The following is a 25309-nucleotide window of genomic DNA, read 5'->3' as shown; positions in this document are numbered from 1 at the left end:
CCCCTCGCTGCTCCCAAAACTGGTGATGATGGTGGGCGCCGCCGCCCTACTGAGTGCCTGTCAGGTACGGCCTCTTTATTCGGAGGCTGCAGGTACCGGCGCGAAGCTCGCGGACATCGCCTTCACCCCGGCCGACGACCGTGTCGAGCAGGTGGTTCGCAATCGGTTGATCTTCCTGACATCAGGCGGGGAAGGAGAGCCAAGGCTCCCGCAATATCAGGTGGCGCTGAATGTCGTCGCCGCCTACAGCGACATCTTGGATGACGAGGATGCGGTGGGTCTGCAGCCCGGCCGCGTCGTCGTCACAGGCACCTATACGCTCACGCGGATCAAGGACGCGTCGGTCCTGAAGACGGGTTCTCGCCGGGTCACTGCGCTGCTCGACGTATCAAGCCAGGAGTTCGCCGAACTGCGTGCCGTGCGCGATGCGGAAGAGCGGGCAGGGCGGGAGCTTGCCGAGTTCATCCGCGCGGACCTGGCGATTGCGCTCGCCGAGGAACCACAGCCCCAGGTGACATGGCAGAAGTAAAGTCTCACGAGTTCGACCGCTTCGCCGGGCGCGGAACGGGCGGCTATCGGATCTTCGTGATCTACGGGCCTGACCGGGGCCTCGTCTCGGAACGTGCAGCGCTTCTGGCAAAGAAGTCGGGGGTGGCGCAGGACGATCCCTTCGCCATGCTGAAGCTTGATGTCTCTGACCTTCACAATGATCCCGGGCGACTCCTCGACGAGGTCAATGCGCTTGGCCTGTTTGGCGGAGAGAAGCTCATATGGCTTCGTGGCGCATCCAATGAGAAGCCATTGCTCGACGCTATGTCCGTGCTTGCCGCCGGGCCAGATCCCGCCAACATTCTGATAGTCGAGGCAGGCGATCTTAAGAAGGGGAGCGGACTGCGCAAGATCGCGGAACCGGCGAATACCATTGCGGTCATTCCCTGTTACGCCGACGACGCAAAGGCCTTGAACGCCTTAATAGATGCGGAGCTTGGTCAGGATGGGCTCACCATCACACCGGCAGCACGCAAGCTTCTCCTTGACCTCTTGGGCGGCGATCGCGTTGCCTCTCGTAACGAGATCCGTAAACTTTCCCTCTATTGCAGAGGTAGGGGCACAGTGGAGGAGGAAGACGTCTCCGCCATCATAGGAGATGCCAGCAGCGTCTCCACGGACGAAGCCGTCGACGCTATCCTGACGGGAAACCTGCCGGCGCTGCGCCATTCGCTGCACAAGGTTGGCACGTCAAAGACACCGATCTTCCTCGTCCTGCAGTCCTGCCTCAAGCAGTTCCAGATGATGGACCTGATGCGCGCGGAGATGGAAGAAAAGAACCTGCAGATCGGTCAGGTGATGATGACGCTTGGACGCCACATTCACTTCAAGCGGAAGCCGATCATCGAAAAGGCGCTACGCAATTGGACGCCGGCTGCCCTATCAAGGGAAACCCAGCGGATCCAGACCGCTATCCTGCAGACCCGGCAAAAGCAGAGCTTGGAGGAGAGCATCGCTTTCCAGACTCTGATGGCGATCGCGCTACAGTCAGCGCGCAGTCAGCGGCAGACGGCCTAGCGGCGCTCCAGAAGACGGCAGACATCTTCAAGCTGTTCCAGCGTGCGGTAGGAGATCCGCATCTGTCCTGCACCACCCTTATGATTGATCTTGACCTCGAGACCAAGCGCATCTGACAGCGACCGCTCAAGTGCTAACGTATCAGAATCCTTCTGATCCGCTTTTGCCACGGCAGCCGGCTGGGACTGTTGCTTAATGTCGTTCTGCGCGAGCCGCTCCGCGTCACGGACGGACATGCCCTTGGCGACGATGATTCTGGCCAGGGACACGGGATCCGATGTCGTGATCAAAGCGCGCGCATGGCCAGCGGACAGATCTCCGCTAGCCAGCATGTCGCGCACCGGATCCGGCAGCTTCAGAAGCCGTAAGCTGTTGGCCACATGGCTGCGGCTCTTGCCGATGATGCCGCCAAGATCGTTCTGAGTATAGCCGTAGTCAGCGATCAGCTGATCATATCCCATGGCCTCTTCCAGCGGATTGAGATCAGCGCGCTGAACGTTCTCGACGATCGCGATTTCGAGCGCAGTGCGGTCGTCGACATCGCGGATGATAACGGGGATCTCGTGAAGACCCGCCAGCTGCGCAGCTCGCCAGCGCCGCTCGCCAGCGATGATCTCCAGTCGATCACCAACCGTACGCACAACCACCGGCTGCACGATGCCATGCTGACGGATTGAGCTTGCAAGATCCTGGAGATCCGCCTCATCGAACTGGCGGCGCGGATTGCGGGGGTTGCGACCGACATGTTCGATCGGCACCATCCGGTCCGGATTGATCGGCTTGGGTGGCTCGTCCACTTGAAGAGGCTGATCCATCTCACCGATCAGCGCTGCCAGCCCGCGCCCCAGACGGCGCTTAGAGAGATCATCGCTCATGTCTTCACCACCAGTCTATCAGGCTGCTGCCTTGCGACGCCGCTCCCGCTGAATCACTTCCGATGCCAGCTGCAGATAGGCTTGGCTGCCTGCACATTTTAGATCGTAGAGGATTGCCGGCTTGCCGTAAGACGGAGCCTCCGAGACGCGAACATTCCGCGGGATCAGCGTGTGGTAGACCTTATCGCCAAGATAGGTCCTGACATCGCTCACCACCTGCTGGGCAAGATTGTTGCGGGCATCGAACATCGTCAGCACGATACCTTGGATGTCCAGGCTAGGGTTCACAGTCTGCCGCACCTGATTGACCGTTTCCAGAAGCTGACTCAACCCTTCAAGCGCAAAGAACTCGCATTGCAGCGGGACGAGAACCGACTGCGCGGCAGCCATCGCATTCATCGTCAGCAGATTGAACGAGGGCGGGCAGTCCAGGATGATATAGGAATAGGGAAGGGCGATCTCCTGCAGTGCACGCTTGAGCCGGAAGACCCGATCCGGCTGCTGCGCGATCTCCATCTCGAAGCCGAGAAGATCCATGGTGGACGGTACGATCGAAAGGTTCGGCACCGCAGTCGGCAGGACCGTCTGATCCACCGAACGCGTCCCCATCAAAAGATCATACGAAGAAACCGCGCGGTCACGCCGGTCGATGCCAAGCCCCGTGCTTGCGTTCCCTTGCGGGTCAAGATCAACGATCAGAACATGCTCACCGATCGCCGCGAGGGCGGTAGCCAAATTGATGGCGGTGGTCGTCTTGCCGACGCCGCCTTTCTGATTCGCTATGGTGATAATGCGATTGTTATGGCTCATACCGCACCTGAGGAGGCTATCAATCCCTTGGCCGGAGACCACTCACCTCAAGGATGACCGAGTCGATCTCTACGGCACTCTGATGTTCTACCAGATCAAACTGCCATTCACCACGCGCTTTATCCACTTCGAACCGGTAATCCCGGCCTTTGTGGAAGAAACCACTTGCCTTTCCGTCCATCAGCCATGGTGCCGAGTATTGACAGAGTAGGTTCAGGTCCGCCAGCGCACGGGCGGAAACAAACTCGCAAGACTTAATTTTCTTGACGGCCTCTTCGATGCGAACAGGATGAACCTCGCCCTTAGCCTGCGTTTCCAAGAGCGCAATACGCAGAAACGAGGCCTTTTTCTGGTTGCTTTCCACCAGATGAACCCAGCCACCTTCAGCCTCATGCATCAGAATAGCCGTAATTATACCAGGAAATCCCCCACCGGATCCCAGATCCACCCAAGTGGCGGCTTGAGGGCGAAGCTGAAAAATCTGCGCACTATCGGCGATGTGTCGATCCCACAGCTCTGCGAGCGTCGAGGGTGCCACAAGGTTGATGCGCGCAGACCACTTACGAAACAGATCTGCAAAATGCTCAAGCCGCTCTTGCGTTTCACGTGAAACACGCTTGCGGTTCAGCTGCATCACGAGACTCTCATCACGCGATCCAGCGGCTGTTTTCTCAGCATCGCGAGTAACAGGGCAGACGCCGCCGGTGTCATTCCTTCCATACGGGCGGCCTGAGCGAGTGAGCTGGGCCTTTGCTGTGACAACTTCTGCTTCAGCTCATTTGACAGGCCCGACAACCCGGCGTAGTCGAAGTCCTCGGGAATCCGAAGGCTTTCATCGCGACGCAGAACGGCAATGTCGCTTTCCTGCCGCTCCAGATAGACCGCATATCCACCCTCGATATCGAGAGCTTCCGCCACGCGCTTGGGGACATCATTCAGTTCTCCCCATATGCTGCGGAGCGAGGCGACGGTAACATCCTGATAACTCAGCAGGTCGAAGGCGCTACGGCGTTGACCATCCTGGTTGATCCTGAGACCATGGGACGCGGCCTCATTGGGTGTTAGGGATAGCGTCTTTAGCCGCAACCGCCACCGCGTCACTGCTTCCTCGAAGGCTTGATAATGCTCAGCGCGCGCAGACCCCACAAGCCCAAGTTTAATGCCTTCGGGCGTTAGCCGCGCATCGGCATTGTCGACACGCAGCGAAAGCCTGTATTCCGCACGGGATGTGAACATCCGATAAGGTTCAGTTACGCCGCGGGAGGTGAGGTCGTCGAGCATCACGCCTAGATAGGAACTTGACCGGCTGAAGTGATAAGGATCATCGTGGCCACCTGCCTTGAGCGCGGCATTGAGCCCTGCAGCTAAGCCCTGCGCGGCTGCCTCTTCATATCCGGTCGTCCCGTTGATCTGGCCAGCTAGGAAGAGGCCCGGCAGCTTCCTAAGCTCTAGTGACATGTCGAGCTCTCGCGGGTCAACGTGATCGTATTCGATGGCGTAACCTGGCTGAACGATCCGCACCTTATCCAGCCCAGGGATCGTGCGGATGAACATCTCCTGCACAGCCGCCGGGAGAGAAGTTGAAATCCCATTTGGGTAAACGGTGGTATCGTCGAGACCTTCCGGTTCAAGAAAGATCTGATGGCCGTTCCGCTCTCCGAACCGGACGATCTTGTCCTCAATCGACGGGCAGTATCGCGGCCCAACACCTTCGATCTGTCCAGAATACATGGCAGAGAGGTGGATGTTGTCCGCAATGATCTTGTGCGTTGCATCGGTTGTGCGCGTGACGCCACACTCTATCTGAGGGTTGGTAATGCGTCCCGTCATGAAGGAGAAGGGGACGGCTTCATCGTCGGCTGTCTGTCTGCCAACGACTGACCAGTCGATCGTGCTTCCATCAAGCCTTGCTGGCGTACCCGTCTTGAGGCGACCTAGTGCAACGCCATGACGGGCAAGTGTAGCAGACAATCCTTGAGACGGCGCCTCACCGACACGTCCGGCTGGAATCCTTTCGGTGCCGATATGAATAAGACCCCGAAGGAAGGTTCCCGTCGTCAGAACGACCGAGGGCGCAGTAAACATGCGTCCATCAGCCATGGCTACACCAGAGACACATCCTTCGCGTGTCATAATGTCGTGCGCATCGCCTTCGATAACCACCAGATTAGGATGATCCTCAATCGCCTGCTGCATGGCTAGGCGATAAAGCTTTCGATCCGCCTGTGTCCGCGGACCTCTGACCGCCGGTCCCTTTCGGCGATTGAGCATGCGAAACTGAATGCCCGCAGCATCGGCCACACGCCCCATCAAGCCATCCAGCGCATCGACCTCGCGCACCAGATGCCCTTTACCGAGGCCACCTATCGCAGGATTGCACGACATCACGCCAATAGTTTCGCGCTTGTGAGTAATGAGGGCGGTTCTGGCGCCCATGCGCGCCGAAGCACTGGCGGCCTCGCAGCCGGCATGCCCCCCGCCGATGACGATGACGTCGTAAGAAACTGTCATAGTGACCTTCCATGCTCCACGTGTTTCACGTGAATCACTTGCCGATGCAAAACTGCGAAAAGATGACGTCGAGAAGTTGCTCGACATCAACGCGTCCCGTGATTCGACCAAGCGCGGCTGCTGCAGAACGTAGATGCTCAGCACGGAACTCAAGCTCCCGCGCATTTAGCGCGTCTCGTATGGAATTGGAAGCGATTTTGAGCAGGTCCAGTTGCCGCTGGCGTGTCGGCACAGAGCCTCCGGCCCAGACGCCTTGTATTTTCTCAACGATGAAGGCACGCAACCCAGGGATTCCCTCGCCTGTTTTTGCCGACAGGCAAAGATCATAGTTCAGGGATGTCTGGTGGAGATCGCTCTTGCTTCCGACCCAAAGTATCTCCTTGTGACGCGGAAGTTCAGGTCGTTCGGCCCGCGAATCAATCTCCTCGAGGTGAATGACGAGGTCCGCCTCCTCAATCGCCATCCAAGCCCGACGGATGCCTTCCTGTTCCACCAGATCCTCGCTATCCCGCAGCCCGGCAGTGTCGAACAGCTTCACCAGATATCCATCAAGGTCCAGATCCACATGGATGATGTCTCGGGTAGTACCGGCAACCTCCGTAACGATCGCGATGTCTCTGCTCGCAAGAGCGTTGAGCAGGCTTGATTTCCCCGCATTCGGCGCACCGATGATCGCAATCTTGTAACCATCGCGGATGATCTCGCCGGCCCGTGCGTACGTTAGGTGCCGGCCGAGCTCGTCTTGAAGCTTCCTGATGTCCTGCACCATCTTGTCGGCCACAGAGCCTGGCACATCATCCTCGTCAGCGAAGTCAAGCTCGGCCTCGATCATCGCCCGAGCATAGGTCAATCGTTGCGCCCAACCCTCGTAAAGTGCCGACTGGCCACCGAAGCTTTGCTCGACAGCCAAGCGCCTTTGCATCTCCGTTTCTGCGGAGATGAGTTCTGCCAAGCCCTCTGCTTCAATAAGGTCCAACCGCCCATTCTCGAACGCGCGACGGGAAAATTCGCCCGCCTCCGCCTGCCTTAGGCCGATCATTTCACCCAATTCTCCCAGGACAGCGTGAACGACTGCCCGGCTTCCGTGCAGATGAAGTTCGACGACGTCCTCACCGGTGAAAGAGTGGGGCGCCTGGAAGGTCAGCACCAGCGCCTTATCCAACATCAGACCACTGCGGCCAACGATCTTCCGCAGCGCGGCTTGCCTCGCTTCCAGCAAGGGCTTTTGCGTCAGCGCTTCCAAGGCACGGAAAGCGCGCGGGCCGCTCAGCCGCACAACAGCAACACCGGCGGGAAGAGCGCCGCTTGACAAGGCGAAGATCGTATCAGCGGGAGGTTTCATGTGCAGCACCTGACGCTCCAAACACGAACGCCCGGCACGGATGCCGGGCGGAAAACCGAGAATCCGGCTAATGAACTCCTAGGTGTTCATCGAGTCGAAGAAATCGCCATTGTTCTTCGTCTGCTTGAGCTTGTCGATCAGAAACTCGATGGCGTCCGTCGTTCCCATCGGCGCAAGAATCCGACGCAGCACGAAGATCTTCTGAAGATCCTGGCGCGGCACAAGCAAGTCTTCCTTGCGGGTGCCGGACTTAAGGATGTCCATTGCCGGGAAGATGCGCTTGTCTGCGACCTTGCGGTCGAGCACAACTTCCGAGTTGCCGGTGCCCTTGAACTCTTCGAAGATCACTTCGTCCATGCGGCTGCCGGTATCGATGAGAGCCGTTGCGATGATCGTCAGCGAGCCGCCTTCTTCGATGTTGCGGGCTGCGCCGAAGAAGCGCTTCGGGCGCTGCAGAGCATTGGCGTCTACACCACCGGTCAATACCTTGCCTGATGAGGGGACAACGGTGTTGTAGGCGCGGCCGAGGCGGGTGATGGAATCAAGCAGGATGACGACGTCGCGGCCATGCTCGACCAGGCGCTTTGCCTTTTCGATCACCATTTCGGCAACCTGAACGTGGCGAACCGCAGGCTCATCGAAGGTCGACGAAACCACTTCGCCACGAACCGAGCGCTGCATGTCGGTCACTTCTTCCGGCCGCTCGTCGATCAGCAGCACGATCAGGTAGCATTCCGGATGATTGTTGGTGATCGAGTGGGCAATGTTCTGCAACAGAACCGTCTTACCTGTGCGGGGCGGCGCCACGATCAGTCCACGCTGGCCCTTGCCCAGCGGCGCAACCAGATCGATCACGCGGGAAGAGAGATCCTTTGAGGTCGGAACATCCAGTTCCATCTTGAACCGCTCGTTCGGATAGAGCGGCGTCAGATTGTCAAAGTGGACCTTGTGGCGGATCTTCTCCGGATCATCGAAGTTGATCGTGTTGACCTTCAGCAGCGCGAAATAGCGTTCGCCTTCCTTTGGACCGCGGATCGGACCTTCTACCGTATCGCCGGTCTTCAGCGAGAAACGACGGATCTGCGAAGGAGAGATGTAGATGTCATCCGGGCCCGGCAGGTAGTTGGCATTGGCCGAGCGCAGGAAGCCGAAGCCATCCTGCAGAACTTCCACCACACCCTCACCGATGATCTCGACGTCCTGGCTCGCCAGAACCTTGAGGATCGCGAACATCAGCTCCTGCTTGCGCATCGTGCTGGCGTTTTCGACCTCGAGCGATTCGGCAAAGGTCAGCAAATCGGTAGGGGATTTGCTTTTGAGTTCTTGAAGCTTCATTTCAGCCATGAAGGGGGACCACGTTGAGCGTAGAAGGGGAAAAAGGCGTGCCGGTGAAACCCTCGACCGCGGAGGTTCTCCGGGGAGTATGAGTGATTACACGCATGCCACGAGATGAGATGGCGCGAAAATAGCGAGTCTGGCGAAACCTCGCAAGGGGTTCTGCACAAAACTTCGCCGAAAGGCGAGCCGGAATCAGAACGGCTTGACGATAACCAGGATCACGATGGCGATCATCAGCAGGGTCGGGGCCTCGTTCATCATCCGCCAGTAGCGCGGTGACTTGCGCGGGCCGTCTGCTGCAAACCTGCGCACCGTCCGGCTGAACAGCACATGCACGATGGTCAAGACGACGACGAGGGTGATCTTGGCGTGCAGCCACCCGCCCTGGAAGCGGAAGACATCCCAGGCGAGATAGAGCCCCAGGATCCAGGTGATCATCATCGCCGGGTTCATGATGACCTTCAGCAGCCGCTGCTCCATCACCTTGAAGGTTTCCGACTGCTCCGAACCCGGCGCAGCGTCGCTGTGGTAGATGAACAGCCGCGGCATGTAGAGAAGCCCCGCCATCCATGAAATCACGGCGATCACATGCAGCGCCGTCATCCAGCGCGAGAAGCTGTCCGGCTGGACAACATAGAGGCCGATGATGATCGCCACAAAGATCGCGAGAGCAATATAGGCGCGTGTTCCCGCCCGTCGTCCGGCTGAACTGGAAACCTGCTTTTCCGTCTCAGTCATCACATGGCTCCCCGCACACGCCGGACCAGATCACTCACATGGGCGGGGTCTGCCTCCGGGGTGATCCCATGACCTAGATTGAAGATCAGCGGACCGTTTCCGAGCTTCTGCAGGATTGCGTCGACACCCTCTTCCAGAGCAGCCCCGCCAGCCACCACCCGCATCGGATCGAGGTTGCCTTGCACAGGTCCGTCCTTCTGCAGCTCCGCCGCAAAGGAAAGCGGCACCGTCCAGTCCAGCCCGATCGCATTTGCGTCGGTGCCTTGGCGGTATGACTTCAGGTTCATGCCGGCACCTTTGGCAAAGGCGATTATCCGCGCGCCGGGTCGTGCGGCCCGGACCTTCCCGATGATGCGCGACACCGGCCCCACGGCGTAGCGTTGGAATTCCTCTTCGCCCAGAACACCCGCCCAGGAATCGAAGATCTGCACCGCATCGGCACCGGCATCCAGCTGCGCAATCAGATACTCGGCGGAAATGTCGGCAAGAATGTCCAGGAGACGTGGAAAGGCCTGCGGGTTGCGGTACGAAAAGAGCCGGGCCGGCGCCTGATCGGACGTCCCGTGGCCGGCGATCATGTAGGTCGCAACCGTCCATGGCGCGCCGCAGAAGCCGAGAAGCGTCGTTTCCTCCGGAAGCTCCTGGCGCAGGCGACGCACGGTTTCGATCACCGGCGCCAGATGATCCATCACCCCTTCAGGGCTGAGACCGGCAATCTCGGCCACGTCGATCGGATCCATTTGCGGACCCTCGCCCTGCACGAAGCGCACATTGCGCTTCAGCGCATCCGGGATCACCAGAATGTCGGAGAACAGGATCGCCGCATCAAAGCCATAGCGTCTGATCGGCTGTAGCGTCACTTCCACCGCATGCTTCGGCGAATAACAGAGATCGAGGAAGCTTCCGGCCTCCGCACGCGTCTCGCGATATTCCGGGAGGTAGCGCCCTGCCTGTCTCATCAGCCAGATGGGGGGAGGTGACACGGTCTGCCCTTCGAGCACCGCCACGATCTTCCGGAATGGGCCGGTCAAGGTTTTCCTCCTAAATAGGAATCTATTTTAAAAGGCTTTCTATTTCTTAGAGTCGGTGGGTATCAAGGATTAAACGCTGTCCACGTGAAGCGCGGCGATCCGCCACGTCGAAGAAGACAGCGCGGCTTGTTTCGGGGCGATTTCACACTTGAAGGGATAAGAAGAGATCCTGATGCAACATCAACGGGGTGGCTTAGTCCACAAGAGAGAGGATGTTGTGGAAAACATGTGAATCTAGAAGCAAGGATCCAAACTCCTCACCACTATCCACAAGTGCTGCTGATCTCAGCAGGTCCATCGACCGAATGTGGACAACTCGGCGGTTTTCCCCTCCAGATGGACCTCGTCATGAACCGGCTTGCGGTTCTCCCGAGTTATCAACAAAGGGTAAAGAACAGCGTGGAGAACCGGAAAAACTTCTTTCACCTGCACCTCGTTTCTGACTCGACCGGTGAAACCCTGATCTCGGCCGGTCGGGCGGTATCGGCTCAGTTCTTTGGTTCCGCGCCGATTGAGCATGTTTATCCGCTGATCCGAAACCGCAAGCAGCTACTCGCCGTGCTGGAGGCAATCGATCGCCAGCCGGGCATCGTTCTTTACACGCTCATTGATCAGGAGCTGGCAGCGCTGGTCGAGATGCGCTGCAACGAGCTCGGCACGCCAAGCGTCAATGTCCTGGAAGCCGGTCATTGCGACCTTCCAGCGCTACCTCGGCTCCCCCTCCAGGCGGCGGGTCGGCGCTCAGCACGATCTCGATGCCACCTACTTTGCCCGCATGGATGCTCTGAACTTCACGATGGACCATGACGACGGCCAGCTGCCGGAGGATTATGATCAGGCCGATGTCGTGCTCGTCGGCATCAGCCGCACCTCCAAGACGCCGACCAGTATCTATCTCGCCAACCGCGGTATCAAGACCGCTAACCTTCCAATCGTGGTCGGCGCGGAGCTGCCGCCAAGTCTTATCCAGGCGAAGCGACCCCTCGTGGTTGGTCTTGTTGCGACGACGGAGCGCATCTCGCAGGTTCGGGAGAACAGGGAATCGGGCTCAACCCAGGGCCTCGATCGGGATTATCATACCGACCGCGCAAGTATCCAGGAGGAACTCAAACATGCGCGGGCACTCTGTGCACACCATGGCTGGCAGGTGATCGACGTCACGCGCCGGTCCATCGAAGAGGCGGCCGCCGCCATCGTTGCGCTACGCAACAAGCTGAGATAATTCGCCTCTGAAACCCAGGAGAACAAGCCCTTGAAGCCATTGCTCGTGCTCGCGTCGTCCAGCCCCTTCCGGCGCATGCTGATGACCAATGCTGGCCTCGCGTTTGAAGCGAGAGCTGCCGAGATCGATGAACGCGCAATCGAGGCGGACCTGGAGGCGGGTCAAGCAGACCCCGACGACGTGGCTGTTGAATTGGCAAAGGCCAAGGCTCTCGACGTCAGCCGCCATCTGACGGAGGCGCTGGTTCTCGGATCAGACCAGACGATGTCGCTCGGGGAGCGGGTTTATCACAAGCCGAAGGACCTGGAAGACGCGCGGCGTCACATCCTGTCTTTATCAGGAAAGACCCACCGGCTGAACAGCGCCATTGCGCTCGCTCAGAACGGGGAGATCCTGTGGGACCATGTTTCGCATGCGCAGCTGACAGTCCGAGACCTTTCTGAAGCCTTCGTTGACCGCTATGTCCAGCGCTGTGGCGAAAGCCTCCTCGGAAGCGTCGGCGCCTATCAGCTGGAAGGGGAGGGCATCCACCTCTTCTCCGAGATCCAAGGGGATTATTTCACGATCCTCGGGCTGCCTATGCTGCCCCTGCTCGCTAAATTGAGGGAGCTTGCCGCAATCGATGGCTGATTCACGTGAAACAATGGTTAAGGCTTTCGTAACGGGATGGCCAATCAAGCATTCGCGGTCTCCCCTGATCCACGGCCATTGGCTGAAGCAGCATCGAATCGCAGGCGAGTATCGTGCCGAGCCCGTCACTGCGGAGGGTTTCCCCGCCTTTATTGAGATGCTGAAGGACGCCTCATCTCCCTATGTCGGCGGCAATGTCACCATCCCGCACAAGGAGAGCGCCTTTCGCCTTGCGGATGAGGTAGGTCCGATCGCTGAAGAGCTGGGTGCAGCCAACACGCTTTGGCTCCAGGAGCACCGGCTCCATGCGACCAACACCGATGTATACGGCTTCGCCGCCAATCTGAACGAACGCCATCCGGGATGGCAACGGGTAGATAAGGCAGTTGTCTTAGGGGCCGGCGGCGCCAGCCGCGCAGTCATCTACGCGCTGCGCGAGCGTGGCATCGGCGAGATCCACGTGGTCAATCGCACGGTGTTCCGTGCCCGCGAGCTCGCCGATCGTTTCGGCGCCCGGATTCACGCCCATCCCATGGAAGCCCTCGCGGAAGTGACACAGGGTGCCGGCCTCTTCGTCAACACGACGTCTCTCGGCATGGATGGCAGCGATGTCCCGCAGATTGATTTCTCGTCCATGGCGGCGGAAGGTCTCGTCACCGATATCGTTTACGTCCCTCTTGAAACGCCGATCCTCCGTCAGGCCAACGCACAAGGCATGAAGACGGTCGATGGGCTTGGCATGCTCCTGCACCAGGCGGTGCCGGGCTTCGAGAAATGGTTCGGAGTCCGCCCGAGGGTTGACGATACCCTGAGGGAACTGGTGATCGAAGACATGGACGCTCACAGATGATCGTCGTCGGGCTGACCGGATCCATCGGCATGGGCAAATCGACGACCGCCCGCATGTTTGCCGAAGCCGGTATCCCGGTGAACGATGCCGATGCGGTTGTTCATGATCTTTACCGGGCAGAGGCTGTGGCGCCGATCGGCAAGGCCTTCCCCGGCACGGTGGTCGATGGCCAGGTCGACCGGCAGGAACTCTCCCGGCAGCTTGCCGCCGAACCATCCCGTTTCCCGGAGCTGGAGGCGATCGTCCACCCACTGGTGCGCGCCCGAGAAACCGCGTTCGTGAAGAAACATCAGTCCGCCGGCGATGACATCGTCCTCCTCGACATCCCCTTGCTGTTCGAGGTTGGGGTGGAAAATCGTGTCGACGTCATCGTTGTCGTGACCTGCGATCCACAGGTCCAGCAGGACAGGGTGCTTGCACGGCCGGGCATGACCATGGAAAAGTTCGAACTGATTCGATCCCGCCAGATTCCGGATCAGGAAAAACGCAATAAGGCCGATTTTCTGATAGACACGGGGCAGGGGCTTGAGGCGGCGCGGGAGCGCGTCCACCAGATCATCGTCGCACTGCGGTCGGGCATGAGAAGCGAGAAGTCAGATGCGTGAGATCATCTTCGATACGGAAACCACCGGCCTCGAGACGAAGCTCGACCGCATCATCGAGATCGGCGGCATCGAGCTGATCAACAACTTTCCGACCGGCCGCGCTCTGCATCTCTACATCAATCCGGGCGACCGTAAAGTCCATCCGGATGCGCTTGCCGTTCATGGAATTAGCGATGATTTCCTGAAGGACAAGCCTGGTTTTGCCGAAGTCGCCGGAGAGATCGTTGAGTTCTTCGAGGGCGCAAAATGGATCGCCCACAACGCCAATTTCGATATCGGCTTCATCAATGCGGAATTCGAGCGCCTGGGCCTTCCGCCGGTGCCGACGGATCAGGTTGTCGATACGCTGGCCTTGGCCCGCCGCAAGCATCCGATGGGTCCGAACTCGCTGGATGCCCTTTGCCGTCGCTACGGCATCGACAATGCTCACCGCACCAAGCACGGTGCGTTGCTCGACTCCGAGCTTCTGGCAGAAGTCTACATTGAGATGACTGGCGGGCGGCAGGCAGCCCTCGGTCTCGTCGGCATCGAAACCTCGACCACCATTATCGAGATCGATGAACATGTAGTCGGCGTGTCCCGTCGTCCCCGTCCGCTGCCGAATCGCCTGAGCGTGACGGAGCAGCAGGCCCATGCCACCCTTGTGGCAAGACTGGGCGAGAAGGCGGTGTGGAACCTCTACCAAGAAAAATGCCCGGACGTTCAGGTCCGGGCTTCGTGATAGACGGTCTTCGTTGGCGGCTTAGCTGTTCAGCGTCTGAACCTGTGCCTTCGCCTTTTCCTGCGCCATGCGCTGCGTGAACATCTGTGCAAAATCGATCGGGTCGATCATCAGCGGCGGGAAGCCGCCATTGCGGGTAACGTCGGCAACGATCTGGCGCGCGAAGGGGAAAAGCAGCCGCGGGCATTCGATGAACAGAACCGGCAGCATGTGCTCCTGCGGGAATCCGGTAATGCGGAAGACGCCGCCATAGACCAGTTCAGCCGCGAACACGACCTTGTCGCCGTCCTTGGCTTCAACATTGAGCGAGAGCACCACATCGAAATCCGTTTCGGACAGTGGATTGGCGTTCACGTTGACATTGATGTTGATCGCCGGAGCCTTGTCGCGGGCCTGCAGCGACCGAGGTGCACCTGGGTTTTCGAAGGAGAGGTCCTTCGTGTACTGCGCAAGGATGTTGAGCGATGGACTCGTTGCACCCTGTGTGTTCTCGTCGGCCATGCGGTGTCCTCGAAAAATAGTTGGATTGACGGGCGTCTAACACTTCACCCCCGGCCTTACAACCCTCGGCGCTGGCACTGTCGGCCTAGTCGTCCTTCAAGCGCCGGTCATTCCAGGGCGAGGAAGGATTTGGTTCGCGCTGGAAATCCTCGTCCTCGAGATCGACCACCGGTCCACCCTTGCCGGCCTGCGGGTCAAAGCCCGCTTCGTACCGGTAGCTGCGGCTATAGGCTGTTGAGTGTACCACAACACGGCGGCCGATTGCCGACCAGATGAGGCGACGGACGGCCGGAATGAAGAGGGCGAGACCGATGATGTCGGTAATGAAACCCGGAACGAGGAGCAGGAATGCCGCGACCACGATCATGGCCCCATGAACAATGGTGTCTCCGGGAACGCGGCCTTCTCGCCCCTCGGCGGATAGTTGGCGCAGCATCTGGAAGCCCTGCGCCCGCAAAAGGAAGATGCCGACGACGCTGGTCAGGATGACGAGGCCGAGTGTGCTCCACACACCGAGCGCCCTCCCGACAAGGACAAAGCCGGCGATCTCTGCCAGCGGCATGAGTAAGATGAGAATGAAGATCCAGGGCGCACGCATAATCGTTACCTGTGGCAGAAGGCCTCTCGCCTTCGCTATTTGAATGATGTCACGTTGCGGACTATATGAGAATGTACAGCAACGAATTAAACGGCATTGCGGGCAAAGATGGGATCCAACGACTTCATTACTCTGTTCTTTCTCGTCGCGGCGGTCCTGATCTTCCTGCAATTGCGCAGTGTCCTGGGACGTCGGACGGGCAACGAGAAGCAGCCTTTCGATCCCTATAGCGCAAGGGAAGCCGCAAAAGCACCCGCCGCCGATGACGGCAAGGTGGTGACCCTGCCGCGGCGGGAAATGACGGACGAGGAAAAGTTTTCCGAGATCGACGGCATGTCAAAGCCCGGCACGTCGCTGAACGAGTCGTTGCGGCAGTTGCTCAAGCTCGATCCGACCTTCAAGCCGAAGGAATTCCTCAACGGCGCGCGGATGGCCTACGAGATGATCGTCATGGCCTTTGCCGATGGCGATCGGAAGACCCTGAAGAACCTTCTCTCCAAGGAAGTCTATGAGGGCTTCGATGCTGCCATCACGGAGCGTGAAGCACGTGGCGAAGTGGTGAAGTCGACCTTCGTCGGCATCGACAAGGCGGATATTACCCACGCCAACGTCAATGGCACGGAAGAGCAGGTGACCGTGCGGATTGTCAGCCAGTTGATCTCTGCCACCTTCGACAAGGAAGGCACCTTGGTGGAGGGCGACCAGGAGAATGTGGCCGATGTCACCGACATCTGGACTTTCGCCCGCGATGCACGGTCACGAGATCCGAACTGGAAGCTCATCGCTACCGAATCTGAGCAATGATTGGGAATCGGCCGGGTTTTTCGCTCAAGCGGGCGGATTTTCAGCATCTGCCTCACTGGACAAGCGATGATCCGGCCGATCTCGTTGCCGGTATGCGCACCTGCCTACAACATGTCCGCACTATCAAACCCTATCGTTCTGGAGCCTTGGGCCTAGCCACAGACGATATCCTCCCGATTTACAAATCAGTCGAGAGCCGAGACTTTGCCGACGCTCAGGAAGCCAGGCAGTTCTTCGAGGCACATTTTCAGCCGTTTCAGATCTGCAGGGATGATGGAAGTCGGGGTTTCGTCACAGGCTTCTATGAGCCAGAGGTCGACGTCGACACTCGCAAGTCAGAGGCGTTTCCTTACCCATTCTATCGCCGTCCGAAAGATCTCGTCGATCTTGACGAGGCGAACAGGCCTTCGTCGATGGAGCCGTCTTACGCGTTTGGCCGGCTCCGCGAAGATGAGATCGGGCCTTATCCAGATCGAAAAGACATTGATTGCGGCTATCTTCAAGGGCGTGGGCTTGAGATCGCCTGGGCACGATCGAAAGTTGATGTCTTCTTCGCCCATGTCCAGGGTGCCGCGCGTCTGCGTTATCCGGATGGATCTCTGAAGCGCATCACCTATGCCGCCAAGGCTGGCCATCCGTTTTCCGCCATTGGCAGACTGCTCATCGATCGTCGAGAGATTGATCCTGCGACCGTATCGATGCAATCCATTCGCGCCTGGCTGACGCAGAATCCGGCTAAGGTTGACGGGGTCCTGTGGCACAACCGGTCCTACATCTTCTTCCGCGAGGCGGAGGTGGCGGACACGGAGCTCGGCCCAATAGCCGCAGCCAAGGTCCCGCTGCTGCCGGGACGCTCCCTGGCCGTGGACCGGCTGATCCACACCTTCGGCTTCCCCTTCTTTGTTCACGCGCCGACTTTGACGCATCTGGACGACGGGCGTCCGTTCGCACGCACCCTTCTCGCGCTCGACACCGGCAGTGCCATCGTAGGTCCCGCGCGGGGCGACATCTTCACCGGCTCCGGAGCCCACGCCGGAGATCAGGCGGGTACCATCCGGCATGACGCGGATTTCTTTATCCTGATACCCAAAGCCGTTTCTGTGAGGTTCGGCAGATGACGGGCGGGCGCAAGCTGAGCTCCGAGGAGCGCATTCTCTGGGGAAAGGTTGCCAAGTCCACCCGGGCACTCCCGGGGCGAGCGGACGAAGCCCGTCAGCTGGAAGAGGAGATCGCCGCGATGATGGCGGCGGAAGATGCCGCACTGCAGACGCCGGCACGGTCCGAGAAGCAAGAGGCCTTGGAAGTGCCGGCGCCAGCGAAGCCTCGGCGTCCGGCGGGCAGCCACCAGCCTTTGGAGAAGCCCGTCCACCGCAAGCTTGCGAAAGGCCGGCTGGCAATCGAGGCACGCCTTGATCTCCACGGGCTCTATCAGGCCGAGGCGCACGATCTTCTTCTAGACTTCCTCTTTCGCGCCCACGACTGGGGCCTGCGCCACGTTCTGGTAATCACCGGAAAGGGCAGTTCGATGGGCAGCGAAGGAGCGCTACGCCGTGCCGTGCCGCTCTGGTTTTCAAAGCCCGAGTTCCGCTTCCTGATCTCTTCCTATGAATGGGCGGCCCGCCACCACGGAGGGGAGGGTGCGCTTTATGTGCGCCTGAGTAGGCCGAGGAGGCAAGAATGACACCGTTCGGCCAGGCGCTTCGCGAGCTGCGCGACCGGAAGGGCGTGACGCAGCGCGATCTTGCCCACGCCATCGGTGTCTCACCCGCCTATCTGTCTGCCCTGGAGCATGGCAAGCGGGGAAGACCGAGCTTTGACCTGCTGCAGCGGATTGCCGGCTATTTCAACATCATCTGGGACGAGGCGGACGATCTTTTTATGACGGCAGAGGCCTCGCATCCACGCGTGGTTCTCGACACATCGGGTTTGCCCGCGGGCTACACCGCGCTGGCCAACCGGATGGCGCGCCAGATTCGCTCTTTGTCGCCCGATATGGTACAAGCAATCGATGAACTGCTCGATAAAGCTCGTCATCAGGCCTGAATAGCGGGAAATCCCCGGTTTTCAGGCGACGCGGTGAGGCTGGAGCTTTAGAAACCGCCCCAAATTTCCTATATCTGGAAGCGGACACGCGGGTGATTCGCATGACGTGCTCTTACCCGCCGGCGGACAACTGGAAAGATCATTGATGACCGACACACCCGTGAGCGAAAACGGCGCGAGTGCAGAATATGGCGCAGACTCCATCAAGGTCCTGAAGGGACTGGATGCAGTGCGCAAGCGGCCGGGCATGTACATCGGAGACACCGATGACGGCTCCGGTCTTCATCACATGGTCTATGAGGTTGTCGACAACGCAATCGACGAAGCGCTCGCCGGTCATGCCGACATCGTCACGGTGACGCTCAATCCGGATGGATCCGTCACAGTCACCGATAACGGTCGCGGTATTCCAACCGATATTCACACGGGTGAGGGTGTCTCGGCAGCGGAAGTCATCATGACGCAGCTGCATGCTGGCGGTAAGTTCGACCAGAATTCCTACAAGGTCTCCGGCGGCCTGCATGGCGTCGGCGTCTCCGTCGTCAACGCGCTATCTGTCTGGCTGAAGCTGCGCATCCGCCGCAACGGCAAGGTCCACGAGATTTCCTTCACCCACGGCGTTGCCGATGCGCCGCTTAAGGTGGTGGGAGATTATGAAGGCCGCTCCGGGACCGAGGTCACCTTCCTCGCCAGCCCCGAAACCTTCACCATGACGGAGTTCGACTACAACACGCTCGAGCACCGCCTTCGCGAACTGGCCTTCCTAAATTCCGGCGTCAGAATCCGGCTAACGGACAAGCGTAAGCCGGACGTACGTGAGGAAGAGATGATCTATGACGGCGGCCTCGAAGCCTTCGTCCGGTACCTCGACCGTTCCAAGAAGCCGCTGGTGGACAAGCCGGTGGCGATCCGCGGCGAGAAGGACGGCATTACCGTCGAAGTCGCTCTGTGGTGGAACGACAGCTATCACGAGAATGTCCTCTGCTTTACCAACAACATCCCGCAGCGCGACGGCGGCACCCACATGGCAGGGTTCCGCGGCGCGCTGACGCGTCAGGTCACCTCCTATGCCGACAGCTCCGGCATTACTAAGAAGGAGAAGGTGACCCTGACGGGAGAGGACTGCCGTGAAGGTTTGACCGCCGTCCTGTCGGTGAAGGTGCCAGACCCCAAGTTCTCGTCCCAAACGAAGGACAAGCTGGTCTCCTCGGAAGTCCGCCCTGTTGTTGAAAGCCTCGTCAACGAAGCGCTCAGCACCTGGTTCGAGGAACATCCGACAGAAGCCAAGGTCCTCGTCGGCAAAGTTGTCGAAGCGGCTGTCGCCCGCGAGGCAGCTCGCCGGGCGCGCGAACTCACCCGCCGCAAGGGCGCGCTCGACATCGCCTCTCTCCCTGGCAAACTCGCCGATTGCTCGGAGCGCGATCCGACCAAGTCGGAGCTCTTCCTCGTCGAGGGCGATTCCGCCGGAGGATCCGCCAAGCAGGGTCGTTCGCGTGAGACTCAGGCGATCCTGCCGCTGCGCGGCAAGATCCTCAATGTCGAACGCGCCCGCTTCGACAAGATGCTGTCAAGCCAGGAGATCGGCACGCTCATCACTGCACTCGGCACCTCGATCGGCAAGGACGAGTTCAACGTCGAGAAGCTGCGTTACCACAAGATCATCATCATGACGGACGCCGATGTTGACGGCGCCCACATCCGCACACTGCTGCTGACGTTCTTCTTCCGTCAGATGCCGGAACTGATCGAACGCGGCCACATCTATATCGCGCAGCCTCCGCTCTATAAGGTTACGCGCGGCAAGTCCGTTCAGTACCTGAAGGACCAGAAGGCCTTTGAGGAATATCTTATCACCAGCGGCCTTGAGGAAACGAGCCTCACGCTCGGCTCCGGCGAAGTCCGCACCGGGCAGGATCTGCGCGAAGTGATCCACGACGCCACCCGCGTACGCAACCTGCTTGACGGCTTGCACTCCCGCTACAATCGCACGGTCGTAGAGCAGGCGGCGATCGCCGGCGCGCTCAACCCGGACCTGACCGACAATCCGGAGCGGGCGCAGCAAACGGCCTCTGAGGTTGCGCGACGTCTTGACGTCATTGCCGAGGAAACCGAACGGGGTTGGAGCGGCCACGTCACCGAAGAAGGCGGGCTGCGCTTCGAGCGCATGGTGCGCGGCGTCAAGGAAGTCGCCGTTCTCGATGTGGCGCTGATCGGGTCAGCCGATGCACGCCACATCGACCAGATGACGGTGCGCCTCAATGAAGTCTATGGCACCCCGCCGGTCCTCCGCCGTAAGGAAGACGATTACGAGATCGCCGGTCCCCTTGCTCTGCTGGATGCTATCTTCGCCGCCGGTCGCAAGGGCATCTCGATGCAGCGCTATAAGGGTCTTGGCGAGATGAACGCCGAGCAGTTGTGGGAAACCACGCTCGATCCGAACGTCCGCTCTCTGCTGCAGGTCAAGGTCAATGATGCGACCGATGCCGACGGTCTCTTCTCCCGCCTGATGGGCGACGAGGTGGAACCCCGCCGTGAGTTCATTCAGGACAACGCCTTGAGCGTCGCCAACCTCGACATTTGAACAACCGTTTTCACGTGAATCGCCGTTAACGGTGATTCACGTGAAACGTTATTCCTCGCCGGCGAAGCGCCCCTCGAACGCCACCTCGGCAAGCGGCTTGCGCTGACTCTGGATTTCGCGCGCCCGCAAATCGTCCGGCAGTGTCTCTTTCGGAGCCATCTTGCCGATCGCGCAGGCGGCCTCCACCCTAAACCCGTCCGGAATCCGCAGCACCTCGACCGCCTTCTCCCGGTCCATCCCCTCCATGCCGTGAGCATGGTAGCCGAGCTTCATCGCCTGGGCCGCGATGGAAAACCAGGAAGATCCGGTATCGAAGGAGTGGGTGTAGGCCGGCTTTTTCTCTCCGTCCTTCGAAAGCCTGTAGGTCCGCGAAGCGAAGATGATTAATGCCGCGGCGTTGCTCGCCCACCGTCGGTTTCCCGGAGACAGGATGTCTAGCAGAACCGGCCAGTGTTCAGTATCGCGCAAGGCATAGATGAAGCGCCACGGTTGATTGTTGCCGGAGGAGGGGGCCCAGTGCCCGGCGTCCAGTATGGTCAGCAGCGTCTCCTTGACAATCGCTTCGCCGGTGAAAGCGCGCGGCGACCATCTGTCGAGAAAGAAGGCGTCGATCGGATGCTTGGAATGGCGGTTGTTGCTGTCGGTCATCAGGCTCCTGCTCCACGGAATGAGGGTCCAGCGGAAGATAGGGTGCACGGGCAGACGTCGCCATGCCCACTGCACTCAAGGGGATGACAACGCGCCGCCCATCCGGCATAAGGCGGTTGTCAGACAAGTGGAGGCATAGTCGTGAAACTCATGCGTGTTGGCCAGCCGGGCCAGGAAAAGCCGGCAATTCTCGATGCGGACGGAAAGGTGAGGGACCTCTCCCAGCATGTCGCAGACATCGGCGGCGCGGCCATCACGCCGGAAGGGCTGGCCAAGATCGCGGAACTTGACCCGAAGACCCTGCCTGAAGTCTCCGTGGACCGTATCGGCGCCTGCGTCGCAGGTACGGGCAAGTTCATCTGCATCGGCCTCAACTTCTCCGACCACGCTGCCGAAACCGGCGCGACCGTCCCGCCTGAGCCCGTGATCTTCATGAAGGCAACGTCCGCGATTTGCGGACCCAACGATAACGTGATCATCCCGCGCGGCTCGGAAAAGACGGACTGGGAGGTCGAGCTTGGCGTGGTGATCGGTAAGACGGCCAAATATGTCTCGGAAGCCGAGGCAATGGATTATGTTGCCGGCTACTGCGTCTCCCACGACGTCTCCGAGCGCGGCTTCCAGACGGAACGGGCCGGTCAGTGGACCAAGGGCAAGTCCTGCGACACCTTCGGTCCGATCGGCCCCTGGCTCGTCACCAAGGATGAGGTTGCAGACCCGCAGAACCTCGGAATGTGGCTGAAAGTCAACGGCGAGATCATGCAGGACGGCTCGTCGAAAACCATGGTTTACGGCGTCGCCTTCGTCGTCTCCTATCTCAGCCAGTTCATGTCGCTGCAGCCGGGTGACGTCATCTCCACCGGCACCCCTCCGGGCGTCGGCATGGGCATGAAGCCGCCGCAATATCTCACGGCCGGCGACGTGGTCGAACTTGGCATCGAGGGACTGGGAGAGCAGCGCCAGACCTTTGTGGCGGATCGTTAACCAGCAGAAGAGGACGGAACCTTAATCCGTCTCATGCAATTGAGATGTCAGGCGCTGTGCCTGACATTTCTGTTTTCTGTATCGGTCCCTGCCTGATGTTGCACCGCATTCCAAACATGGTAGCCTCTCCCTCTGCTCCTGAACTCGATTGTCCCGCTTCTTTGAGCGGAATGGCTTCAGGTCTTACCAAAGGCGGCACATCGATGATCTACCAGCTTTACGAGATGAGCCACGCCACAATCGCACCTTTCCGCGCTGCGGCGGATGCAGTGAAGCTCGCCCACACCAATCCGCTTAATCCCTGGTCCTATACTGCGGCGGCTCGCGCGATGGCCGCAGGCCTCGAGCTCTTCGAGCGCATGACCCGCCGTTACGACAAGCCGGCCTTTGGCCTCTCGACCACCTCCGTCGATGGCCAGACAGTCAAGGTCACAGAGGACATCATCTGGTCGAAGCCCTTCTGCGACCTGATCCACTTCCGCCGTCATCTCCCGGCGGGCCGCGCAACGGACCAGAAGCTGCTTCTTGTCGCGCCGATGTCCGGCCACTATGCCACGCTGCTGCGTGGAACGGTAGAGACACTCCTGCCGAATGCAGACATCTACATCACCGATTGGATTGACGCGCGCATGGTGCCCCTGGCCGAGGGCCGCTTCGATCTCGACGATTATATCGACTACCTGATCGAGATGATCCATCAGATCGGGCCGAACACCCATGTGATCGGTGTTTGCCAGCCTTCGGTACCGGTGCTGGCAGCTGTCGGGCTGATGGAAGCGGCAGAAGATCCGTTTACGCCGGCCTCCATGGTGCTTATGGGCGGCCCGATCGACACGCGCGAAAATCCGACGGCGGTCAACAACCTGGCACAGGAAAAGCCGCTGGATTGGTTCCGCGACAACGTCATCATGAACGTGCCGTGGCCGCATCCGGGCTTCATGCGCCCCGTCTATCCTGGGTTCCTGCAGCTCTCCGGCTTCATGTCGATGAACCTCGACCGCCACATCGCGGCGCACAAGGAGTTCTTCGAGCACCTCGTCAAGAATGACGGCGACTCGGCTGAGCGCCACCGCGACTTCTATGATGAATACCTTGCGGTAATGGATCTGACGGAGGAATTTTATCTCCAGACTGTGGACACCGTCTTCATCAAGCACGCGCTGCCGAAGGGCGAGATGATGCATCGCGGCGTCCCCGTCGATACGAAGAAGATCCGCAAGACCGCGCTTCTCACCGTCGAGGGCGAAAAGGACGATATCTCCGGCCTCGGCCAGACCCGTGCCGCCCATACGATCTCGCCCAACATCCCGGACGACAAGCGCATGCACTACATGCAGCCGGATGTCGGCCATTACGGCGTCTTCAACGGTTCTCGTTTCAGCAAGGAGATTGCTCCCCGAATCTTGGCCTTTGCTGCCAAGCATGGCGGTTCGTCAGGCGAGGGCAGTGGGCCGGTCAAGCGGGTAGTCAAAGGCGGCAAGGGCGCCTGAAGATTAGATTTCCCTAAACCTATTCAGGCGCTTCCCCGAAATCGTCGACGCGCTTCTTGAACCGAAACTTTGGTCATCCCAAATCGATTCATGACGGGCTGGCATGTGGCTGCCCGGAATAACGAAGGGTGTCACCGATGAACCAGTCTGCAATGATTCGTCCGGATTGGACGCCGGCCACCATCGCCCTGATGGTGCTCGGTTTCGTGGTCTTCTGGCCGCTCGGCCTTGCCATGCTTGCCTATATCCTCTTCGGGGAAAGGCTGCAGGGCTTAAAGCGCGATGCCAACCGCAAGGCGGACGGCATATTTGCTGGCTGCCGCAAGGCTAAGTCGCGCTACAGCACGCATTTTTCCACCGGCAACGTCGCTTTCGACGATTGGCGCAAAGCTGAACTCGACCGGATAGAGGAAGAGCGCCGCAAGCTTGAAGAAATGCGCGAAGAGTTCGACAGTTATGTGCGAGAACTGCGCCGCGCCAAGGACCAGGAAGAGTTCGACCGCTTTATGCGCGAACGCAACAAAGGATCTTCAGGTCAAGGCGGCGTCGTCGACCTCTGAGGATTCACGTGAAACATTCCAACCGGCGCTTCTGGGCGCCGGTTTTCCTGTCTCTGATTTCTGGCGAATCGGCTAGATAGGATCCGATGTTCGCGCTCCTCAAGAAACCGGTTCGTTCGCGCCGCAAGCCGCAGGCTCCGCAGAAGCGGACGCTTGAGGTCGGCAATAGGGCCTTGCCGCTGAAGATCCGCGAGCACCCGCGCTCAACCCGCATCACACTTCGCATCGATCCAGGCGCCAAGGGCCTGAGCCTGACGGTCCCGCTCGGACTGAGAAAGTCGGAGATCGATGATTTTCTCGAGCGGCACCAGGGCTGGCTGCTGACGAAACTTGCCCGCTTTCCGCAGGCGGCAACTTCTCTCGGCCCTGGATCCTCCATCATGTTTCGCGGGGTCCCACACGTGTTGGAGCACAGTGGCAGCCTGCGCGGCGTTACCGAAGCGCTGGTCAAGGAGGGTAGGGCAGTCTTGCGCGTCAGCGGCTTACCGGAGCATGCCGGCCGGCGCGTTGCCGCCTTTCTGAAGAAGGAGGCCCGTAAGGATCTCGAGGCAGCCGTTCGGCTTCATGCCCAAGGCGCTAGGAAGTCCGTGAAGTCGATCGCGATGAAGGATACCCGCAGTCGCTGGGGCTCCTGCTCCTGGGAGGGTAACCTCAGCTTTTCCTGGCGCATCGTCATGGCGCCACCCTTTGTCATCGATTACCTCGCCGCCCATGAAGTGGCGCATCTCGATCAGATGAACCATGGCCCCCAATTCTGGTCCCTCTGCCGCCGGCTTTGCCCGCGCACCGATGAGGCAAAGGCCTGGCTGAAACGCCACGGCTCGCAATTACACGCCGTCGACTTCGACTGAACGCCTGAAG

At 59.7% G+C, this 25309-nt stretch carries 26 protein-coding genes and 1 pseudogene; 16 read left to right on the top strand and 11 right to left on the bottom strand.

The features are described from left to right. Positions 1-25 precede the first annotated feature (25 nt). Together MUU54_RS13530 and holA are read left to right on the top strand one after the other, a co-directional pair. A complete protein-coding gene (locus MUU54_RS13530; protein ID WP_247244659.1) occupies positions 26-529 on the top strand; it encodes a hypothetical protein in 504 nt (167 codons plus the stop codon). Then, positions 517-1566, top strand: a complete 1050-nt coding sequence (gene holA / locus MUU54_RS13525) for a DNA polymerase III subunit delta (protein WP_247244546.1) — start codon at positions 517-519, stop codon at positions 1564-1566. The genes MUU54_RS13530 and holA overlap by 13 nt, the downstream gene beginning before the upstream one ends. On the opposite strand, the gene MUU54_RS13520 is transcribed toward holA, so the two are convergent. From MUU54_RS13520 to hemE, 8 genes are all read right to left on the bottom strand, one after another. Next, a complete protein-coding gene (locus MUU54_RS13520) occupies positions 1563-2441 on the bottom strand; it encodes a ParB/RepB/Spo0J family partition protein (protein ID WP_247244545.1) in 879 nt (292 codons plus the stop codon). The genes holA and MUU54_RS13520 overlap by 4 nt on opposite strands. A gap of 18 nt (positions 2442-2459) precedes the next feature. Then, the gene (locus MUU54_RS13515; RefSeq protein WP_247244544.1) at positions 2460-3251 is read right to left on the bottom strand and encodes a ParA family protein; all 792 of its coding nucleotides are present in this window, start codon (positions 3249-3251) and stop codon (positions 2460-2462) included. A 19-nt stretch (positions 3252-3270) separates the two neighbouring features. Next, positions 3271-3885, bottom strand: a complete 615-nt coding sequence (gene rsmG / locus MUU54_RS13510; RefSeq protein ID WP_247244658.1) for a 16S rRNA (guanine(527)-N(7))-methyltransferase RsmG — start codon at positions 3883-3885, stop codon at positions 3271-3273. Beyond that, positions 3885-5762: a tRNA uridine-5-carboxymethylaminomethyl(34) synthesis enzyme MnmG gene (gene mnmG, locus MUU54_RS13505; protein ID WP_247244543.1), complete on the bottom strand. Its 1878-nt coding sequence runs from the start codon at positions 5760-5762 to the stop codon at positions 3885-3887. Before mnmG ends, rsmG begins: the two co-directional genes overlap by 1 nt. Before the next feature lie 34 nt (positions 5763-5796). Next, a complete protein-coding gene (gene mnmE / locus MUU54_RS13500; protein ID WP_247244542.1) occupies positions 5797-7104 on the bottom strand; it encodes a tRNA uridine-5-carboxymethylaminomethyl(34) synthesis GTPase MnmE in 1308 nt (435 codons plus the stop codon). Positions 7105-7182: 78 nt separating this feature from the next. Beyond that, entirely contained in the window at positions 7183-8448 is a 1266-nt protein-coding gene (rho, locus tag MUU54_RS13495; RefSeq protein ID WP_247244541.1) for a transcription termination factor Rho, read from the bottom strand. A 186-nt stretch (positions 8449-8634) separates the two neighbouring features. Next, positions 8635-9180: a protoporphyrinogen oxidase HemJ gene (gene hemJ / locus MUU54_RS13490; protein ID WP_247244540.1), complete on the bottom strand. Its 546-nt coding sequence runs from the start codon at positions 9178-9180 to the stop codon at positions 8635-8637. Continuing rightward, positions 9180-10211 (bottom strand): uroporphyrinogen decarboxylase, encoded by a 1032-nt coding sequence (hemE, locus tag MUU54_RS13485; RefSeq protein WP_247244539.1) that lies wholly within the window; start codon positions 10209-10211, stop codon positions 9180-9182. The genes hemJ and hemE overlap by 1 nt, the downstream gene beginning before the upstream one ends. Before the next feature lie 399 nt (positions 10212-10610). Here hemE and MUU54_RS13480 point away from each other — a divergent pair. From MUU54_RS13480 to dnaQ, 5 genes and pseudogenes are all read left to right on the top strand, one after another. Continuing rightward, positions 10611-11433, top strand: a pseudogene (locus MUU54_RS13480) (pyruvate, water dikinase regulatory protein). Positions 11434-11463: 30 nt separating this feature from the next. Continuing rightward, positions 11464-12063 (top strand): Maf-like protein, encoded by a 600-nt coding sequence (locus MUU54_RS13475; protein ID WP_247244538.1) that lies wholly within the window; start codon positions 11464-11466, stop codon positions 12061-12063. Next, complete coding sequence (locus MUU54_RS13470; protein ID WP_247244537.1) at positions 12056-12913, top strand: shikimate dehydrogenase; 858 nt, start codon at positions 12056-12058, stop codon at positions 12911-12913. Before MUU54_RS13475 ends, MUU54_RS13470 begins: the two co-directional genes overlap by 8 nt. Then, the gene (gene coaE, locus MUU54_RS13465) at positions 12910-13518 is read left to right on the top strand and encodes a dephospho-CoA kinase (protein WP_247244536.1); all 609 of its coding nucleotides are present in this window, start codon (positions 12910-12912) and stop codon (positions 13516-13518) included. The genes MUU54_RS13470 and coaE overlap by 4 nt, the downstream gene beginning before the upstream one ends. Beyond that, entirely contained in the window at positions 13511-14239 is a 729-nt protein-coding gene (gene dnaQ / locus MUU54_RS13460) for a DNA polymerase III subunit epsilon (protein WP_247244535.1), read from the top strand. The genes coaE and dnaQ overlap by 8 nt, the downstream gene beginning before the upstream one ends. Positions 14240-14260: 21 nt before the next feature. Here the strand turns inward: dnaQ and secB are convergent, their stop codons facing one another. Continuing rightward, complete coding sequence (gene secB / locus MUU54_RS13455) at positions 14261-14740, bottom strand: protein-export chaperone SecB (RefSeq protein ID WP_247244534.1); 480 nt, start codon at positions 14738-14740, stop codon at positions 14261-14263. 85 nt (positions 14741-14825) lie between these two features. Then, positions 14826-15338, bottom strand: a complete 513-nt coding sequence (locus MUU54_RS13450) for an FxsA family protein (RefSeq protein ID WP_247244533.1) — start codon at positions 15336-15338, stop codon at positions 14826-14828. 108 nt (positions 15339-15446) lie between these two features. On the opposite strand from MUU54_RS13450, the gene MUU54_RS13445 reads away from it, so the two are divergent. The 5 genes from MUU54_RS13445 to gyrB all read left to right on the top strand — a co-directional run bounded on the left by MUU54_RS13445 (position 15447) and on the right by gyrB (position 20766). Continuing rightward, positions 15447-16142, top strand: coding sequence for a Tim44/TimA family putative adaptor protein (locus tag MUU54_RS13445; RefSeq protein WP_247244532.1), 696 nt, complete (start codon positions 15447-15449; stop codon positions 16140-16142). Continuing rightward, entirely contained in the window at positions 16139-17260 is a 1122-nt protein-coding gene (gene mltA / locus MUU54_RS13440) for a murein transglycosylase A (RefSeq protein WP_376742092.1), read from the top strand. Before MUU54_RS13445 ends, mltA begins: the two co-directional genes overlap by 4 nt. Then, entirely contained in the window at positions 17257-17823 is a 567-nt protein-coding gene (locus MUU54_RS13435; RefSeq protein ID WP_247244531.1) for a Smr/MutS family protein, read from the top strand. Before mltA ends, MUU54_RS13435 begins: the two co-directional genes overlap by 4 nt. Next, complete coding sequence (locus MUU54_RS13430) at positions 17820-18185, top strand: helix-turn-helix domain-containing protein (RefSeq protein ID WP_247244530.1); 366 nt, start codon at positions 17820-17822, stop codon at positions 18183-18185. Before MUU54_RS13435 ends, MUU54_RS13430 begins: the two co-directional genes overlap by 4 nt. Before the next feature lie 145 nt (positions 18186-18330). Next, positions 18331-20766: a DNA topoisomerase (ATP-hydrolyzing) subunit B gene (gyrB, locus tag MUU54_RS13425; protein WP_247244529.1), complete on the top strand. Its 2436-nt coding sequence runs from the start codon at positions 18331-18333 to the stop codon at positions 20764-20766. Positions 20767-20814: 48 nt separating this feature from the next. Here the strand turns inward: gyrB and MUU54_RS13420 are convergent, their stop codons facing one another. Continuing rightward, positions 20815-21414, bottom strand: a complete 600-nt coding sequence (locus tag MUU54_RS13420; protein WP_247244528.1) for a nitroreductase family protein — start codon at positions 21412-21414, stop codon at positions 20815-20817. Between the two features lie 141 nt (positions 21415-21555). On the opposite strand from MUU54_RS13420, the gene MUU54_RS13415 reads away from it, so the two are divergent. The 4 genes from MUU54_RS13415 to MUU54_RS13400 all read left to right on the top strand — a co-directional run bounded on the left by MUU54_RS13415 (position 21556) and on the right by MUU54_RS13400 (position 25299). Next, positions 21556-22398, top strand: a complete 843-nt coding sequence (locus MUU54_RS13415; RefSeq protein ID WP_247244527.1) for a fumarylacetoacetate hydrolase family protein — start codon at positions 21556-21558, stop codon at positions 22396-22398. A 203-nt stretch (positions 22399-22601) separates the two neighbouring features. Further along, positions 22602-23888 carry a polyhydroxyalkanoate depolymerase gene (locus tag MUU54_RS13410; RefSeq protein WP_247244526.1) on the top strand — a complete coding sequence of 429 codons (1287 nt, stop codon included), beginning with the start codon at positions 22602-22604 and terminating at the stop codon, positions 23886-23888. A gap of 137 nt (positions 23889-24025) precedes the next feature. Continuing rightward, complete coding sequence (locus tag MUU54_RS13405; protein WP_247244525.1) at positions 24026-24448, top strand: DUF2852 domain-containing protein; 423 nt, start codon at positions 24026-24028, stop codon at positions 24446-24448. An 86-nt stretch (positions 24449-24534) separates the two neighbouring features. Further along, positions 24535-25299: a M48 family metallopeptidase gene (locus MUU54_RS13400; RefSeq protein ID WP_247244524.1), complete on the top strand. Its 765-nt coding sequence runs from the start codon at positions 24535-24537 to the stop codon at positions 25297-25299. Positions 25300-25309: the final 10 nt, after the last annotated feature.

This window comes from Pseudorhizobium tarimense (genome assembly GCF_022968135.1).
Taxonomy (GTDB): domain Bacteria; phylum Pseudomonadota; class Alphaproteobacteria; order Rhizobiales; family Rhizobiaceae; genus Neorhizobium; species Neorhizobium tarimense.
The sequence above is the reverse complement of the archived record's forward strand: the minus strand, read 5'-3'. Positions and strand labels throughout refer to the sequence as shown.